The following is a 16,387-nucleotide window of genomic DNA, read 5'->3' as shown; positions in this document are numbered from 1 at the left end:
GGTATGAGATGCGAGTTGAATCTGTACAGGCGTCCAGGTTTTCCGCCCACACCCCAGCCGATCTGTCACTTGGTCCTACCTGTAGTGACCGGATGACCACACTTGAGACCCGATTCCAGACACGACAAAGGGGCCGCCCCCTTGGGCGCGGCCCCTTACGTCGATTGTTCAGTTCTCCTAAGCGGGAAAGATCAGCCCTGCTGTCCACCGAGGGTCTCGACCACGGTCTCGGCGACCTTGCGCATGGTCAAACGGCGATCCATCGAGTTCTTCTGGATCCAGCGGAACGCCTCCGGCTCACTCATGCCGTGCCGGCTCTGCAACAGCCCCTTGGCCTGCTCCACCAGCTTGCGCGTCTCCAACCGGTCCTGGAGGTCACCGACCTCCGCCTCCAACGCCGACAGCTCGGCGTACCGGGAGGTCGCCATCTCGATCGCCGGCACCAGATCCGACTTGCTGAAGGGTTTGACCAGGTAGGCCATGGCCCCGGCCTCCCGGGCCCGTTCGACCAACTCTCGCTGAGAGAAGGCGGTCAGGATCACCACGGGGGCGATGCGCTCCCCCGCGATACGCTCGGCGGCCGTGAGGCCGTCGAGCACGGGCATCTTGATGTCGGTGATCACCAGATCCGGCTTGAGCTCGCGGGCGAGCCTGATGGCGGCTTCGCCGTCACCGGCCTCACCCACGACGGCATAGCCGTCCTCCTCCAGCATCTCCTTGAGATCCAGGCGGATCAGGGCCTCGTCTTCCGCGATCACCACACGGCTCTGCGTCCTCGTCACGTACACGAGGTTACAGAGATCCGCTAGTATGCTGTGCGTTGGCCCCGGCAATGCCGGTCAATCGTGACACCACTGTTGACCGAGCATCGCCTAACCGACTATTGAAGGCCCCGGAAAATCACTTGACAAAGTGAACCCGTCCTGGTAGCCCAACGGCAGAGGCAATGGTCTCAAACACCATCCAGTGTGGGTTCGAATCCCACCCAGGACACCAAAAAGCCATCCAATCGGGTGGCTTTCTTGCTGCCCAGGACCACGCGACCCGAGAATGTCCGAAGCGTGAGCGAACATGCACTGCATGTACTCACCGCATGTCAGGCGTCAAGCCACCTCCCTTCTCGACTCGGGGATCTCCTACTCGGAGGTCGCTCAGCGCACCGGGATCAACCGGTCCACTCTTCGTACTTGGATGACCGACCGATCCCTGGTGGACAAGTACGAGGACACCGACCTCTGTCCGCGCTGCGAACCCATCCCCCGACCGCCCACCGATGGGCGTTCCTACGCCTATCTCCTGGGTCTCTATCTCGGCGACGGCTGCATCACCCCGGCAGGTGACCCGACCAAGGGCGTGTGGCGGCTCCGCATCATGTGCGGCGACGACTGGCCGGGGCTCATCGACGAGTGTGTCCTGGCCCTGTCCTCGATCCGCCCCCACCACAAGGTGTCCCGGGTTCCCTCCCAGGGCTGTACCGAGGTGCACGGCGATTGGAAGCACTGGCCGTGCGTCTTCCCCCAGCACGGCCCCGGTAAGAAGCATGACCGGCGCATCCTCTTGGAGAGGTGGCAGCAGGAGATCGTGGACGCGGAACCGAAGGCCTTCGTTCGCGGGTTGATCCACTCCGACGGGTGCCGGCTCATCAACCGGATACGCAAGAAGCGTCCGGACGGCGAGGTGAAGTCCTACGAATACCCCCGCTACCAATTCACCAACGTCTCGACGGACATCGTCGGGCTGCTCACCACCACCCTCGACCATCTGGATGTGGCTTGGAAGGCACAGGTGAGGAAGCCGTCCGAACCACGGCGCAGGGACACGCACGTCGTCTCGGTCTCCCGGAGGGAGGCCGTGGCCAGGTTGGACGCCTTCGTGGGGCCCAAGCACTGATGTGCGGGGCCGTTCCGGTGGACGAAACGTGCTCACCGGAACGGCCCCGGAGCCCCGAAGGGCGAGTGGCGCCCGAAGCGTGTGGGGACTTCGCGTCAGGCACACACGGCCGGACCCCGGAAAGGGGGATATCCGGGCACGACCGACTCAGAAACCCCCGTAGGAGGAGGGGCGGGGGTTCCTTCACCGCCATTTCTAGCGGATACAGGGCGCTCATGTGAGCAGAACCAGAATCCCGAAGGACTTTCGTCGGTCCCGGCACGAGCAACGGAAGGGGCCGTCCCGGTGGGGGCACCGGCCGGGACGGCCCTGTGGCGGCGCGAATCGCGATGGGGTCGAGTTCCGCGCCACGTGTGACCGAGCCTCGGGGAGGGGATCCCGTGGGCTCGGTCCAGGAGCCACCCTCAGGAGGAGATGAGGGGGTTCCTTCACCAACATTCTTATGGGATCGGAGGCCCTCGTGTGGGGGAAACAGGGATTCTGTGCGATGCGGGTTTTGAATCGGCGCCGGTAACCGCCCGGAACGCCCCGACTTGTGATGCGTTCAGGTGGAGCGCAGGTGGTCACGGAGGGCGCGGGCGACGCGGCCCATGAGGGCTTCGGCCTCGGGTTGGTGGCGGGCGGGGACCTGTGACGCGGTGAGGGCCGCGATGGCGTAGGCCTCACCGTTGGTGTGTTCGACGACGCCGATCTCGTGGCGGTGGTTGAGGACGGTGCCGGTCTTGGACGCCCAGGTGGCGGCGTCGCTGGTGAAGTCGGGGGCGAGACGGTGGCGGATCATGTTGTCGGCCATGAGCGCGCGGACGCCGTGGGCGACGTCGGGGTGGATGTGGGTGGGCCGCCAGAGGGCGTGGAGCAGGTCGACGTGGGCGCGGGCGGAGCCGGAGTTGGCGATGGTGACGTCGAGTTGGGGGATGTGGTGGCCGCGTCCGTCGGTGCCGGCCTGGATGGCGAGGGTGTGGGCGAGGTGGGTCTCGTCGGGGGCCAGCCGTTCCGCGGGGGTGGCGTTGAGGGTGCCGATGCCGTGGCGGACGGTGAGGCCCTGGATCCGGTGCTCGTGGAGGAGTCGGTTGACGTGGGTGGGCGGGGTGAGGTCGAAGAGGGCGTCGGCGGCGATGTTGTCGCTGAGGCAGGTGCTGAGGTGGAGGAGGTCGTCGATGGCGATGGTGACGGGGTGGCGGAACTTGCTGATGCCGAAGGGGCCGGTGCCGGGTGGTCCGGCGTCGATGTGGGTGGGGGTGAGGTGGATGGGGGTGGCGCCGTCGAGTTCGCCTTGGTGGATGCGGTGGAGGGTGGCCAGGGCGAGGGGGACTTTGACCAGGGACGCGGTGGCGTATTCGGTGTCGGGTTCGATGCCGATCTCGTGACCGGTGTGGAGGTCGCGGACGAGGAAGGAGCCGTGGAGTCCGGCTTCGTGGAGTTCGGCGCGCAGGCGGTGGGTGATCACGGGTGGGTGGCTCCGAGGCAGCGGGCGATGTGTGCGTGCAGGTGGGTGCGGAGGGTTTCGGCTTGTTCTCCTGTGGCGGTGTGGTCGCGGGTGGGGTGGATTTCTCCGATGGGACGCCAGTGGAGGTCGAGTCGTTCGGCCTGGTGCGGGGTGCAGAGGAGGAGGTCGTGGGTGGTGAGGACTTCGGCGGTGGCGGTGGTGAGGCTGGTGGCGACGGTGATCTGGGTGGGGTGGAGTCCCAGGGCGTGGCCGGTACGGGTGAGGGGGTCGCGGATGTGGGGTGTGTCGTCCTCGGGTTGGATCCAGACGCGTCGGCGTGGGGTGGTGGGGGCGCGTCCGGCCCTGAGGGTTTCGAGGTAGTGGGTGTGCGCGGTGGGCGGGTGGTGGGTGGCCAGGCCCAGGGGTGCGGTCCAGGTGGCCTGGTCGGGTGCGACGGCGGTGAGGGCGGCGCGGACCTGGTGGGTGTGGAGGAGGTGGGTGCGCTGTGCGGGTGGTGCGGGGTGGGGGTCGAGGTTGAGGTCGTGGTGGCGGGCTCGGGCGGTGAGGTGGGCGAGGTCGTGGGTGGTGCAGGTGGTGGGGACGGCGATGCGGAGTGGGGTGAGGCGGGCGGTGGCGGCGTCGTGTTCGAGGGTGTGGGCGAGGTCGACGAGGCGTCGGGCGGTGGGGAGGACGGCGTGGCCGAACTGGGTGAGGGTGGGGTGGCGTCCGGTGCGGTCGAGGAGGGGTGCGCCGAGGTGTTTTTCGAGGGCGGCGATGCGTCGGCTGGCGACGGGTTGGGGGATGTGTGCGGCTGCGGCTCCGTGGGTGAAGCTGCCTCTGTCGCTGACGTGGACGAAGGCGTTGCAGGCTCCTACGAGGTCCATGACCTGAGGTTATGCGCTTCTGGCATGGGATTGGTCGTTTTCGTCTTGGACAGCATGGGTGGGGGCCGGCGAGACTGCGGGAGCGGGCCGGTCCTGGTTCGTGTTCGTCGAGTGTCGGGAGTTTTCGATGGGGGTCGTGATGTCGGGGTCCAGGGTGTGGGGTTTCGGGGTGCGCGGGTTCGTGGCGGCGGCGTTGTTGGTGCCGTTGGTGGGTTGTGGGGCCTCGGAGGGCGCGGGGGGTCCTTCGGGGGCGTCTTCACTGTCGGCGACGGAGTCGGCCGCGGTGGTGGACTACGCGGCGGAATTCGAGGCGTTGGAGGAGGAGTTCGACGCGCGGCTGGGTGTGTACGCCTTGGACACGGGGTCGGGTGAGGAGGTGGCGTTCCAGGCGGACGACCGGTTCGCGTTCGCTTCGACGTTCAAGGCGCTGCTGGCGGGGGTGGTGTTGTCGGAGAACTCGTTGGAGGAGATGGAGCGGGTGGTGACCTTCGACGAGGGGGTGCTGCAGCCGCATTCGCCGGTGGTGGAGGAGAACCTGGATTCGGGGATGTCGTTGCTGGAATTGTGTGACGCGACGACGCGGTTCAGTGACAACGCGGCGGCGAACCTGTTGCTGGACGAGATCGGGGGTCCGGCGGGGTTCACGGAGTCGCTGGGTGAGCTGACCGGTGACGATGTGACGGTGTTGGAGCGGTACGAGGTGGAGATGAGTGACGCGGTCCCGGGTGAGGTGCGGGACACGAGTACTCCGAAGGCGATGGCGGGGAGCCTGGAGGCGTTCATTCTGGGGGACGTCCTGCCGGACGACCGCCGTGAGGTTCTGACGGACATGATGGTTCGCAACGTGACGGGGGACGACCTGATCCGGGCGGGTGTGCCGGAGGGCTGGGTCGTGGGTGACAAGACCGGCAACGGTGGTTACGGGACCCGGAACGACATCGCGGTGCTGTGGCCCGAGGAGGGTGAGCCGATCGTGCTGGCGGTGATGTCGAGCATGGATGTCGAGGGCGCCGAGCACGACGACGCGTTGATCGCGCAGGCCTCCGAAGTAGTGGTGGACGCACTGGGCTGACCTGCGTCCCGGGTGGTTTTTCGGGGGTTCTGGCCTTTGTGGGACAGACTGGCCAGAACCTCCGTAACTACCCGACCATTTAGACCCCAAATAGGTCTTTTGTCACTTTCTGGGGGCACAGGCACGCTGAACCGGTCACATCACGGCCACAACCTGAGCACAACCCGTGGGTTCGGTCGCGGTGGAGCTCCGCCGTCCCTGATCCTTGATGTCGTGTAGCCCTGCCCGAACGGGCTTGGCGCGAGGAGAGGGGCATCGGGTGTTGACCGCGTTGGCCGGGGTGATCGGCGCGCTGGTGATCGGGGCCTGGGTCGTGGTGGCCTGGGGATCCCGCCGTCGCCAGCCGTGGCTGTGGACTCCGGTGGCGTTGCTCGCGGTCGTGCTGGTGGCCCTGGATCTTCCCGGCTGGTCGTTCGTGCCGACGCTCGCGCTGGCCACCGGTTCCTTCGCCGAATTGGTGGTGGGCTCGCGTGAACAACCGACGATCCGGACCAAGTCGCCTGACGCCCCGTTGAGCACCGAACGATGGGCCGCGGCGGTCGCGGCCCCGTTCCGGGTCGCGTTGGCCGAACCCTGGGACGTGGTGGCCCGGCCCAGTCTGCGACGCCGCTACCGAAGGATGCTGGAGCAGCAGTGGTCGGTGGTGGACCGCGAGTCCTTGTTGGCCGCGGTCGAGCGTCTGCTGGAGGAGCTGCACTCCGGCCCGAGTCTGGACCTGGCGGTGGACCTGCGGTCGGGGATCGCGCGTTCGCGCCTGCCCGACGGCGGTGAGGACACCGGCGCGATGGTGCGGTTGTCCGACGAACAGGTGACGCGGTTGCGGTCGGTCACCGGGGTCGCCGAGGGCGACGAGACGGTGATGATCGGCGCCTACCAGTGGTGGAAGTCGGTGCACGTCATCCGACTGGTGTGCGGTGGGGCGTCGCTGGACTGGTTGAGCCCGGTGGAGACGCAGACCCTCCTGCGGCGGGTGGCCTCGGACCTACAGCGGCGGTACTCGTCGTGGGGACAGCTGTCGTCGGCCTTCCACGCGGGCTATCTGCTGTGGCCCGACAAGGGCGTGGGCGGCGACCACGGGGACGAGGACCGGCTGTGGGTGGCGCTGGGTCTGTTGGACGACGACTCGGGCAGCCCGTGGAACCTGTTGCCGTGGGACATGCCGTTGGAGCGGGTTCCGTTCGAAGGCGCTTCCTCGAACCAGGACTGAGCCGAGGCCGGCCCGTCCACTCCCCCGCCGCACCGGTCGGCCCGGAACGCTCCGGCGTGACTCATTCCGCCGGGCTCCGGGCCGGACCTGATGCGGCCCGTGGGTGCGGGCGCCGTGGGCGCCCCGCGTCAGTTGTTGTTCAAGGCGACGGCGTCACCGATTCGGTGCACGCGCAGGAAGTTGGTGGAACCGGTGGTTCCGGGCGGGCTACCGGCGACGATGACGACCTTGTCGCCCTTGTGGTAGTCGCCGAGTCCCAGGAGCTCACTCTCGACCTGGCGGACCATGTCGTCGGTGTTGTCGACCCAGGGCACCAGGTTGCTCTCGACTCCCCAGGTGAGGGAGAGGTGGCCGCGTGTGCTCTCCTCGGTGGTGAAGGCCAGCAGCGGGATGGGCGAGCGGTAGCGGGCCAGGCGCCGGGCGGTCTCACCGGACATGGTGAAGGCGACCAGGGCCTTGGCGCCGACGGTCGCGCCGATCTCGGCGGCGGCACGGGCGATGGCGCCACCCGTGGTCTCGGGCACCCGGTTGAGGATGTGCGAGGCGCGCAGGGACTCCTGCTCGGCCGCCCCCACGATGCGCGCCATGGTCTCGACGGTCTCGATGGGGTACTGGCCGACGCTGGTCTCACCGGAGAGCATGACGGCGTCGGCCCCGTCGAGGACGGCGTTGGCGACGTCGGAGGCCTCGGCGCGGGTGGGCCGGGGCGCGCTGATCATGGATTCGAGCATCTGTGTGGCGACGATGACCGGCTTGGCCTTGTCGCGACAGCGTTCCACGGCGCGCTTTTGCACCATGGGGACGTTCTCAAGGGGCAGTTCGACGCCGAGGTCGCCGCGGGCGACCATGACTCCGTCGAAGACCTCGATGATGTCCTGGAGGCGCTCGACCGCCTGTGGCTTCTCGATCTTGGCGATGAGGGGGACGGTGAGGCCCTCTTCGTCCATGATGCGGTGGCACTCCTCGGCGTCCGCGGGGCTGCGGACGAAGGAGAGGGCGACCATGTCGACGTTGTGTCGCAGGGCCCAGCGCAGGTCGTCCTCGTCCTTCTGGGTGAGGGCGGGGACGCTGACGGAGACTCCGGGGAGGTTGAGTCCCTTGTGGTTGGAGACGGTGCCGCCGAAGATGACGCGGGTCTGTACGTCGGTGCTGGTGGTCTTGGTGCATTCCAGCACGACGCGGCCGTCGTCGATGAGGACGCGGTCGCCGGGGCGAACGTCGCCGGGGAGTCCCTTGTAGGTGGTGGAGACCCTGTTCCGGTCGCCGGGGACGTCCTCGATAGTGACGGTGAACTCGTCACCGGCTTCGAGTTCGATGGGCCCGTCGGGGAAGGTTCCGACGCGGATCTTGGGCCCTTGGAGGTCGGCGAGGACGCCGACCGCGCGGTTGGCGTCCTGTGCGGCCTGCCGGAGGTTGGTCAGGCTCGCGTAGTGGTCGTCATGGGTTCCGTGGCTGAGATTGAGGCGGGCGACGTCCAAGCCCGCATCCACGAGTTGCCGGAGGGTCTCCGGGCTCGAGGTGGCGGGGCCAAGGGTCGCAACGATCTTTGCTCGACGTGTCACATGTATCACTTTAGAGCGTCTGGGGGATGGAGTGGTCTAAACCAGGTTGCGAACGGACGTATGCGAGGTGGAGTGGGAGCGAATTCGGTCACCCTCGGTGACCGTTTTCGTGGGGTGATCGGGTGGTCGAGGGTGGGGTCGGTGGGCCGGCGCGGGTTTCTCCGGGTCGTTGTCGTGTGGGCGTTTCGCCGTCGGTGAAGGGTGGGCGTGGTTGTTCGGGCGTGGCGTGGTGATGGCGGCTCTGGTGGACGAGGTGGCGGCCTTGGAGGAGGTGCTGCTGGGATTGTCGGAGTCGGATGTGGTGAAGGCGACACGGTGCGTGCCGTGGGACGTGACGGCGTTGTCGGTGCACACGGTGGGCTCGTTGCACCAGGTATCGGTGGCCCTGGACGGGGGCACGGCGGATCCGGCCGCCGCTCTGGTGCCGGCGGCCGGGTATTACTCGCCGCGAGTGCGTTTCTCGCCGGAGGTGAACCGGACCCGGGTCGACGGCGCTTCAGCGCGGGTCGGGCGCGGGGGTGCGGGTCCTGGCGTTGGGGTGAGGCCACGTCATCGTGTGGCGCCCCGCGTGCGGTACGGGGCGCCAGGTGCGCGGGCCGTCAGAGGGACCGGCGTGGGCGGGGCAGGTCGGGTACCAGGCGACCGTAGGCGCGCAGGATGCGCATGCGTTGGATGGTGCGCATGCCTTGGCGTTCGAGGGTGGCGGTGGTGTCCCAGTGCTCCCAGCAGGCGTCCCAACCACCGTCGGGGCGTTGCTCCTCCTCGAAGGCTTCGAGGTTGCGGGTGATCTCGGCGTCGGTGAAGAGCGGTCGGGCGATGTGGGCGGGGTGGCAGGCCAGGTCGAGTGGCGTGTGCACGTGGCCGGTGGCCCTCGGTCGGACGTCGATGACGGCGCGGATCATGGTGGCCAGGTGGTTCATGGTGGCCACGGCTCGGGGCCGGTCGGGCACGTACTGCAGGAAGGTGCAGATGCCGATGGCCTCGTGCGGGTCGGTCCAGTGGAGCCCGTTGATGGTCTTCCAGCAGTAGGCCGTGGCCCGGTCACGCCACGGGTGGGCGACGTTGTTCTTGTGGAGCAGCCCGATGATCATCGCGGTGACGTCGAGGCGGCTGGAGAAGTCGCGGGTCTCCCGGTACCAGGGCGCGGCTTCGGTGTGGCGGACGGTGGGCAGCACGGCGGGTACTCCGCCGTCGTCGTTGGCGTTGCCGGCGAGGAAGAGGCAGATGCCCTGTCCGACGTCCTCGGGGATGGCTCCGAGTTCGTCGAGGTAGCGCAGGGCGGTCTCGGTGGCGACGGGTTGGCTGCCGTGCCCCCGAAGGTCGGGGTCGAGGCTGTTGCCGTAGCCGCCGTCGAGGTTTCGGTGGGCGGCCAGTGACGCGTATACGGGTTGTGCGGACGCTGACTGGAAGTGGAAGGCGAAGCGGTGCCGGTCGATGAGCCGGGCGCTGCGCATGATGAAGTGGTCGGCTGCGCGGTACGAGTCCCAGGTCATAACGGTCATGTCTCGACCGTAGACCCGTGTGACCTGCGGGTGAAGGACGTGCGCGGGATCCATTCGCGATCTTTACGCCGTGTCCGAGGATGGTCTTCGTCGACGACGTAGGTGGATGACGAGGAGCCCGGCCCAGGAGACCGCGACGATGAGGGCGGTGAGGAGTCGGATGCCGGTCAGGTGTTCGGCGGGATAGACGACCCCGGTGAGGTAGTGGTCGACGAACCCCGTGTCCGAGAGGCCCTCCTGCCCGGCTCGTTCTCGTCCCCAGTTCTCGACGTGGGTCAGGGGACAGTCCCATCCGATGAAGGTGATGCCGAGACCGTAGAGGGCGCAGGCCAGGTGGGGCCAGAAGGCGCGTGGCCACTTCCAGGCGAGGAATCCGCCGACGGCGACGTAGACGAGGAAGGCCATGTGCAGGGCCATCGCGCCTTCACCGATCAGTCGGTAGATCATGTCCTTGAGCCTAGAGACGTGCCGGGCGCGAGGGGTAGCCCCCGCGCCCGGGCGGATTCTGGGGCCTCTCGGTCAGACGAGCGGGCGCTCGGTGGGCGCGATGGCGACCGGCAGGGTCCCGTCCTCGGTGAGGTGGTGGTCCACGGCGGCGGCTGCGGAGCGGCCCTCGGCGATGGCCCACACGATGAGGGATTGTCCACGGCCCATGTCGCCGGCGCAGAAGACGCCGTCGACGGTGGTCCTGTAGTCGCTGTCGCGGACGACGTTGCCGCGGCCGTCGAGTTCGACCCCCAGGTCCTCGATCATGCCCTTGGTCTCGGGGCCGACGAAGCCCATGGCGAGGGTGACCAGGTCCGCGGGGATCTCGCGTTCGGTGCCCTCGACGGGTTCGAAGCCGTTCGGGCCGCGTTCGACGTCGACGAGTCTCAGGGCGCGGACGTGCCCGTTCTCGTCGCCGAGGAACTCCAGGGTGTTGACGGAGTAGATCCGCTTGCCGCCCTCTTCGTGCGCGCTGGTGACCTTGTACAGCATGGGCATGGTGGGCCAGGGCTGGTGGTCGGGGCGCGTGGTCGGGGGCTTGGGCATGATCTCCAGCTGGGTGACCGACGCGGCGCCCTGGCGGTGTGCGGTGCCGACGCAGTCCGCGCCGGTGTCACCGCCGCCGATGACGATGACGTGTTTGCCCTGGGCGTGGATGGGTGCGCGGTCGAGGTCGCCCTCCTGCACCTTGTTGGCCAGGGGCAGGTACTCCATGGCCTGGTGGATACCGTCGAGTTCGCGGCCGGTGGCGGGCAGGTCGCGCCACCGGGTGGCGCCGCCGGTGAGGACGACGGCGTCGTTGTCGCTCTTGAGTCGTTCGACGGTGAGGTCGACGCCGATGTTCACGCCGGTGCGGAAGGTGGTGCCTTCGGCGGTCATCTGGGCGATGCGGCGGTCGATGTGCCGCTTCTCCATCTTGAACTCGGGGATGCCGTAGCGGAGCAGGCCGCCGATGCGGTCGGCCCGTTCGTAGACGGTGACGTCGTGTCCGGCGCGGGTGAGTTGCTGTGCGGCGGCCAGGCCAGCGGGGCCGGAGCCGACGATGGCGACCTTCTTGCCGGTGCGGTGGGTGGGCGGCAGGGGCTTGACCCAGCCTTCCTCCCACGCACGGTCGATGATGGAGACCTCGACGTTCTTGATGGTGACGGCGGGCTGGTCGATACCGAGCACGCAGGCCGATTCACAGGGTGCGGGGCAGAGGCGGCCGGTGAACTCGGGGAAGTTGTTGGTGGCGTGGAGTCGTTCGATCGCCTCGGCCCAGTCGTGGGTGTGGACGAGGTTGTTCCACTCGGGGATGAGGTTTCCGAGCGGGCATCCGTTGTGGCAGAAGGGGATGCCGCAGTCCATGCAGCGTGAGGCCTGCTTGGTGACGGTTCCTCGGTCGAAGTCCTCGTGGACCTCGCGCCAGTCCTGGATGCGCACGTCGACGGGCCGGTGCGCGGGGAGCTCTCGCTCGGTGATCTTCAGGAAACCCTTGGGGTCTGCCATGGTTCTTCCTCCTTTCGTGGACCGGGTTTTCAGGACTGCGCGGAGGCCATGACGGCCTCGTCGACGTCGCGTCCTTCGCGTTCGGCCTCGGCCTTGGCGAGCAGGACTCGCTTGTAGTCGCGCGGCATGACCTTGGCGATGCGGTCCAGGCCCTGGTGTCCGGCGACCAGGAGGCGTTCGGCGACGGTGGATCCGGTCTCGGCGTGGTGTCGGGCGAGGACTCCGGTGAGGAAGTCGCGGTCGTCGTCGGTGAGTTCCTCGATCTCGACCATTTCTCCGTTGACGCGTTCGGGGTCCAGGTCGAGGACGTAGGCGACGCCTCCGGACATGCCGGCGGCGAAGTTGCGGCCGGTGCGGCCCAGGACGACGGCGCGACCGCCGGTCATGTACTCGCAGCCGTGGTCGCCGACGCCCTCGACGACGGCGGTGGCTCCGGAGTTGCGGACGCAGAAGCGTTCGCCGACGATGCCGCGCAGGTGGATCTCGCCGGAGGTGGCGCCGTAGGCGATGACGTTGCCGGCGATGATGTGGTCCTCGGCCACCAGGCGTGAGTTCTCGTCGGGGCGGACGATGACGCGTCCGCCGGAGAGACCCTTGCCGACGTAGTCGTTGGCGTCGCCTTGGAGGCGCAGGGTCACGCCCTTGGGGATGAAGGCACCGAAGGACTGTCCGGCGGATCCGGTGAAGGTGACGTCGATGGTGTCGGTGGGCAGGCCCTCGGCCCCGTAGCGCTTGGTGACCTCGTGGCCGAGCATGGTGCCGACGGTGCGGTTGACGTTGCGGACCGGCAGTTGGAGCGCGACGGGCCGGCCGAAGTCCAGGGCGCCCTCGCTGAGTTGGACGAGGGTGTTGTCCAGGGCCTTTTCCAGGCCGTGGTCCTGGTCGCGCCGCCGGGAGCGGTGGTCGCCGGCGATGGGTTCGACCTCGTGCAGGATGGGCGACAGGTCCAGGCCTTGTGCCTTCCAGTGGTCGACGGCGTCGGCGGTGTCGAGCAGGTCGACGGAGCCGATGGCCTCGTCGAGGCTGCGGAAGCCGAGCCGGGCGAGGTATTCGCGGACCTCTTGGGCGATGAACTCGAAGAAGTTCACCACGTACTCGGCCTTGCCGGAGAACCGTTCCCGCAGGAGCGGGTTCTGGGTGGCGACGCCGACCGGGCAGGTGTCGAGGTGGCACACGCGCATCATGACGCAGCCGGAGACGACCAGGGGTGCGGTGGCGAAGCCGTACTCCTCGGCGCCGAGCAGGGCGGCGATGACGACGTCGCGGCCGGTCTTCATCTGGCCGTCGGCCTGGACGACGATGCGGTCGCGCAGTCCGTTGAGCAGCAGGGTCTGCTGGGTTTCGGCGAGGCCGAGCTCCCAGGGGGTACCGGCGTGCTTGAGGGAGGTCAGCGGCGAGGCGCCGGTTCCTCCGTCGTGGCCGGAGATGAGGACGACGTCGGCGTGCGCCTTGGACACGCCGGTGGCGACGGTGCCCACTCCCGCTTCGGAGACCAGTTTGACGTGGACCCGTGCGGACGGGTTCGCGTTCTTGAGGTCGTGGATGAGCTGGGCGAGGTCCTCGATGGAGTAGATGTCGTGGTGGGGCGGCGGCGAGATGAGGCCGACGCCGGGGGTGGAGTGCCTGGTGTCGGCCACCCACGGGTAGACCTTGTGGCCGGGCAGTTGTCCGCCCTCGCCGGGCTTGGCACCCTGGGCCATCTTGATCTGGATGTCGTCGGCGTTGCTGAGGTAGTGCGAGGTGACGCCGAAGCGACCGGAGGCGACCTGCTTGATGGCGCTGCGTCGCAGGTCCCCGTTGGGGTCGCGGGTGAAGCGGTCGGGGTCCTCGCCGCCCTCTCCGGTGTTGGACTTGCCACCGAGGCGGTTCATCGCGATGGCGAGGGTCTGGTGTGCCTCCGCGGAGATGGAGCCGTAGGACATGGCTCCGGTGGAGAAGCGCTTGACGATCTCCGAGACGGGTTCGACCTCGTCGATGGAGATGGGTTCGCGCACGCCTTCCTTGAGTCGGAAGAGCCCACGCAGGGTCATGAGCTTCTCGGCCTGGTCGTCGATCCTGTTCGTGTACTCCTTGAAGATCTCGTACTTGCGGCTCCGGGTGGAGTGCTGGAGCTTGAAGACCGTCTCGGGGTTGAACAGGTGGGGTTCGCCCTCGCGGCGCCACTGGTACTCACCGCCCACCTCCAGGCGCCGGTGGGCGTTGGGGTTGGCGGTGTGGGCGCGGCGGTGACGGATGGCGACCTCTTCGGCGAGGACGTCGAATCCGACGCCGCCCAGACGGGAGGTGGTGCCGGTGAAGCAGCGGTCGATGACCTCCTGGCCCAGGCCCAGGGCCTCGAAGATCTGGGCGCCGGTGTAGGAGCTGACGGTGGAGACACCGATCTTGGACATGACCTTGAGGACACCCTTGGCGTAGGCCTTGAGGGTGTTGCGCACGGCGGTGTCGGCGTCGACGTCGGCGAGGGTGCCGCGCCGGACCAGGTCGCGGACGGTCTCCAGGGCCAGGTACGGGTTGACCGCGGAGGCGCCGTAGCCCAGCAGGAGGGCGACGTGGTGGCATTCGCGGACGTCGCCGGCCTCGATGACGAGTCCGACCTCGGTACGGGTCTTCTCGCAGATCAGGTGGTGGTGGACGGACCCGGTCAGCAGCAGTGACGGGATGGGTGCGCGGGTGGCGTCGGCGCGGCGGTCGCTGAGGACCAGGATGTGGGCGCCGTCGGCGATGGCCGCGGAGACCTCGGTTTCGATCTCGGCCAGGCGGGCGGAGAGGGCGTCACCGCCGCCGTCGACGGGGTAGGTGCCGTCGACGGTGAAGGTCTTCAGCGCGGGGTCGGTCTGTCCCGCGGCGACGATGGCGGCCAGTTCGGCTTCGTCGACGACCGGGGTGGGCAGGACGAGGCGCCGGTTGTCGCCGGGGCCGGCGCCCAGGATGTTGTGTTCGGCGCCCAGGAGCGTGGACAGGCTGGTGACCATCTCCTCGCGGATGGCGTCCAGTGGCGGGTTGGTGACCTGCGCGAAGTTCTGTGAGAAGTAGTCGAAGAGTTGGCGCGGGCGGTCGGACAGGGCCGCCACCGGGGTGTCGGTGCCCATGGAGCCGATGGGTTCGGCGCCGGTGCGGGCCATCGGGGTGAGGATGATCCGCAGTTCCTCCTCGGTGTAGCCGAACACCCTCTGGGCGAGGTCCGGTTCGGTGACCGGGGTGGGTTCGGCTGCGGGGAGGTCGTTCAGGCGCAGGACTCCGGCGTCGATCCACTCCTGGTAGGGGTGTTCGGCGGCGAGGTCGGCCTTGATCTCCTCGTCCTCGATGATGCGCCCTTGGGCGGTGTCGACCACGAAGATACGGCCCGGCTGTAGGCGGCCCTTGCGCACGACGGTGGCGGGGTCGATGTCCAGGACGCCGGCTTCGGAGGCCAGGACGACGAGGCCGTCCTCGGTGACCCAGTAGCGCCCGGGGCGCAGACCGTTGCGGTCCAGTACGGAGCCGACGAGGGTGCCGTCGGTGAAGGACACCGAGGCCGGTCCGTCCCAGGGCTCCATGAGGGTCGAGTGGTACTCGTAGAAGGCCCGGACGGCCGGGTCCATCTCGGTGTGGTTCTCCCAGGGCTCCGGGATCATCATCAGGACGGCGTGCGGCAGGGAGCGACCGCCGAGGTGGATGAGTTCCAGGGCGTCGTCGAAGGACGCGGTGTCGGAGTCGTCGGGGTCGACGATGGGGAAGACGCGGTCCAGGTCACCGGGGATGAGGTCGGTGGCGAGCTTGGCCTCGCGTGAGCGCATCATGTTCCGGTTGCCCTTGACGGTGTTGATCTCACCGTTGTGGGCGACGTAGCGGAACGGGTGGGCCAGCGGCCAGGACGGGAAGGTGTTGGTGGAGAACCGGGAGTGGACCAGGGCCAGGCCGGAGGTGTAACGCCGGTCGGACAGGTCCGGGAAGAACGGCTCCAGTTGGGGTGTGGTGAGCATGCCCTTGTAGGCGATGGTGCGCGGGGACAGGCTCGGGAAGTAGACGTCGGTCTCGTGTTCGGCGCGCTTGCGGACGCAGTAGGCGTGGCGCTCCAGGTCGATACCGGTCAGGCCCTCGGTGGGGCCGCCCTCGCGGCCGGTGATGAACAGTTGCCCGAAGTAGGGCATGACCTCGCGGGCGGCGGGACCGCTGTAGCGGGGCTCGAAGGGGACCTCGCGCCAGCCGAGGAGGGTGAGGCCCTCTTCGGCGACGATGGCGTCGATCCGCTCCACGGCGGCGGCTCGTGCGGCCGCGTCGGCGGGGAGGAAACCGATGCCGGTGGCGTAGGCGCCCGCCTCGGGAAGGTCGAAGTCGCAGACCTCGGCGTAGAGCTCGTGGGGGACCTGGGTCAGGATGCCCGCGCCGTCGCCGTCGTCGGGGTCGGCCCCGGAGGCGCCTCGGTGGTCGAGGTTGCGAAGGACGGTCAGCGCCTTGTCCACGATGTCGTGGCTGCGGCGGCCGGTGAGGTCGGCCACGAACCCGACACCACAGGCGTCGTGTTCGTGGGCGGGGTCGTACAGGCCCTGGGGTGTGGCTTCGGGGTTCGTTCGGACGGACGAACGCCGCACGTTTCCAGCAGGCATCTACCCTCCTGTCGTCTTGAAGTCGGCTTTGTGAAAAGCGCATTCGGGACGACATTGGCCCTGCTGCGTACGTGATGGAGTTGTGGCCCGCCGTTGTGGGCGCCCCGGGGCACCCGCCGTGTCGCGTTCACGTCCTCGTGACGCCGGTGGTGTTCGGGTCGCCCGGTTTCGGGCAGGTTCTCTTATACACGCCGGCCCGGTGACGATGCGAATCGTCGTGTGTCCGGCGTTTCCCGCTCGTGTCCCTCTCGGGTCCGCGCGATCGCGCTTTTTCCGATGACGGC

At 68.3% G+C, this 16,387-nt stretch carries 11 protein-coding genes and 1 tRNA gene; 4 read left to right on the top strand and 8 right to left on the bottom strand.

The features are described from left to right. Nucleotides 1-191 precede the first annotated feature (191 nt). The gene (locus tag ACWGSK_RS24440) at nucleotides 192-761 is read right to left on the bottom strand and encodes an ANTAR domain-containing response regulator (RefSeq protein ID WP_358510827.1); all 570 of its coding nucleotides are present in this window, start codon (nucleotides 759-761) and stop codon (nucleotides 192-194) included. A 159-nt stretch (nucleotides 762-920) separates the two neighbouring features. Between ACWGSK_RS24440 and ACWGSK_RS24435 the strand changes: the two genes are divergently transcribed. Beyond that, nucleotides 921-996, top strand: a tRNA-Leu gene (locus ACWGSK_RS24435). A gap of 84 nt (nucleotides 997-1,080) precedes the next feature. Then, a complete protein-coding gene (locus tag ACWGSK_RS24430; RefSeq protein WP_358510712.1) occupies nucleotides 1,081-1,890 on the top strand; it encodes a transcriptional regulator in 810 nt (269 codons plus the stop codon). A gap of 544 nt (nucleotides 1,891-2,434) precedes the next feature. Here ACWGSK_RS24430 and ACWGSK_RS24425 read toward each other — a convergent pair. After that, complete coding sequence (locus ACWGSK_RS24425; RefSeq protein ID WP_358510714.1) at nucleotides 2,435-3,337, bottom strand: serine hydrolase; 903 nt, start codon at nucleotides 3,335-3,337, stop codon at nucleotides 2,435-2,437. Then, nucleotides 3,334-4,200 (bottom strand): LysR family transcriptional regulator, encoded by an 867-nt coding sequence (locus ACWGSK_RS24420; protein ID WP_358510717.1) that lies wholly within the window; start codon nucleotides 4,198-4,200, stop codon nucleotides 3,334-3,336. The genes ACWGSK_RS24425 and ACWGSK_RS24420 overlap by 4 nt, the downstream gene beginning before the upstream one ends. A gap of 139 nt (nucleotides 4,201-4,339) precedes the next feature. Here ACWGSK_RS24420 and bla point away from each other — a divergent pair, with 139 nt between their 5' ends. Beyond that, nucleotides 4,340-5,272 carry a class A beta-lactamase gene (gene bla, locus ACWGSK_RS24415; RefSeq protein ID WP_358510720.1) on the top strand — a complete coding sequence of 311 codons (933 nt, stop codon included), beginning with the start codon at nucleotides 4,340-4,342 and terminating at the stop codon, nucleotides 5,270-5,272. 259 nt (nucleotides 5,273-5,531) lie between these two features. Next, nucleotides 5,532-6,479 (top strand): DUF1266 domain-containing protein, encoded by a 948-nt coding sequence (locus tag ACWGSK_RS24410; protein WP_358510723.1) that lies wholly within the window; start codon nucleotides 5,532-5,534, stop codon nucleotides 6,477-6,479. 128 nt (nucleotides 6,480-6,607) lie between these two features. On the opposite strand, the gene pyk is transcribed toward ACWGSK_RS24410, so the two are convergent. From pyk to gltB, 5 genes are all read right to left on the bottom strand, one after another. Beyond that, complete coding sequence (pyk, locus tag ACWGSK_RS24405) at nucleotides 6,608-8,041, bottom strand: pyruvate kinase (RefSeq protein WP_358510726.1); 1,434 nt, start codon at nucleotides 8,039-8,041, stop codon at nucleotides 6,608-6,610. A gap of 599 nt (nucleotides 8,042-8,640) precedes the next feature. After that, complete coding sequence (locus tag ACWGSK_RS24400; protein WP_358510830.1) at nucleotides 8,641-9,534, bottom strand: prenyltransferase; 894 nt, start codon at nucleotides 9,532-9,534, stop codon at nucleotides 8,641-8,643. Nucleotides 9,535-9,606: 72 nt separating this feature from the next. Further along, nucleotides 9,607-9,990 carry a DUF2784 domain-containing protein gene (locus ACWGSK_RS24395; RefSeq protein WP_358510729.1) on the bottom strand — a complete coding sequence of 128 codons (384 nt, stop codon included), beginning with the start codon at nucleotides 9,988-9,990 and terminating at the stop codon, nucleotides 9,607-9,609. A 72-nt stretch (nucleotides 9,991-10,062) separates the two neighbouring features. Further along, nucleotides 10,063-11,517 (bottom strand): glutamate synthase subunit beta, encoded by a 1,455-nt coding sequence (locus tag ACWGSK_RS24390; RefSeq protein ID WP_358510732.1) that lies wholly within the window; start codon nucleotides 11,515-11,517, stop codon nucleotides 10,063-10,065. Between the two features lie 29 nt (nucleotides 11,518-11,546). Next, nucleotides 11,547-16,103 carry a glutamate synthase large subunit gene (gene gltB / locus ACWGSK_RS24385; protein ID WP_452456858.1) on the bottom strand — a complete coding sequence of 1,519 codons (4,557 nt, stop codon included), beginning with the start codon at nucleotides 16,101-16,103 and terminating at the stop codon, nucleotides 11,547-11,549. Nucleotides 16,104-16,387 lie beyond the last annotated feature (284 nt).

The organism is Nocardiopsis sp. NPDC055551 (assembly GCF_053619415.1).
Note: the sequence above shows the minus strand (reverse complement) of the source record. Positions and strands in the feature narration are given on the sequence as shown.

Coding starts and splice junctions, on each gene's coding strand:
- ACWGSK_RS24430 (WP_358510712.1), top strand. CDS start 1,081: ATGTACTCACCGCATGTCAGGCGTCAAGCCACCTCCCTTCTCGACTCG.
- ACWGSK_RS24420 (WP_358510717.1), bottom strand. CDS start 4,200: ATGGACCTCGTAGGAGCCTGCAACGCCTTCGTCCACGTCAGCGACAGA.
- bla (WP_358510720.1), top strand. CDS start 4,340: ATGTCGGGGTCCAGGGTGTGGGGTTTCGGGGTGCGCGGGTTCGTGGCG.
- ACWGSK_RS24400 (WP_358510830.1), bottom strand. CDS start 9,534: ATGACCTGGGACTCGTACCGCGCAGCCGACCACTTCATCATGCGCAGC.
- ACWGSK_RS24395 (WP_358510729.1), bottom strand. CDS start 9,990: ATGATCTACCGACTGATCGGTGAAGGCGCGATGGCCCTGCACATGGCC.
- ACWGSK_RS24390 (WP_358510732.1), bottom strand. CDS start 11,517: ATGGCAGACCCCAAGGGTTTCCTGAAGATCACCGAGCGAGAGCTCCCC.
- gltB (WP_452456858.1), bottom strand. CDS start 16,103: ATGCCTGCTGGAAACGTGCGGCGTTCGTCCGTCCGAACGAACCCCGAA.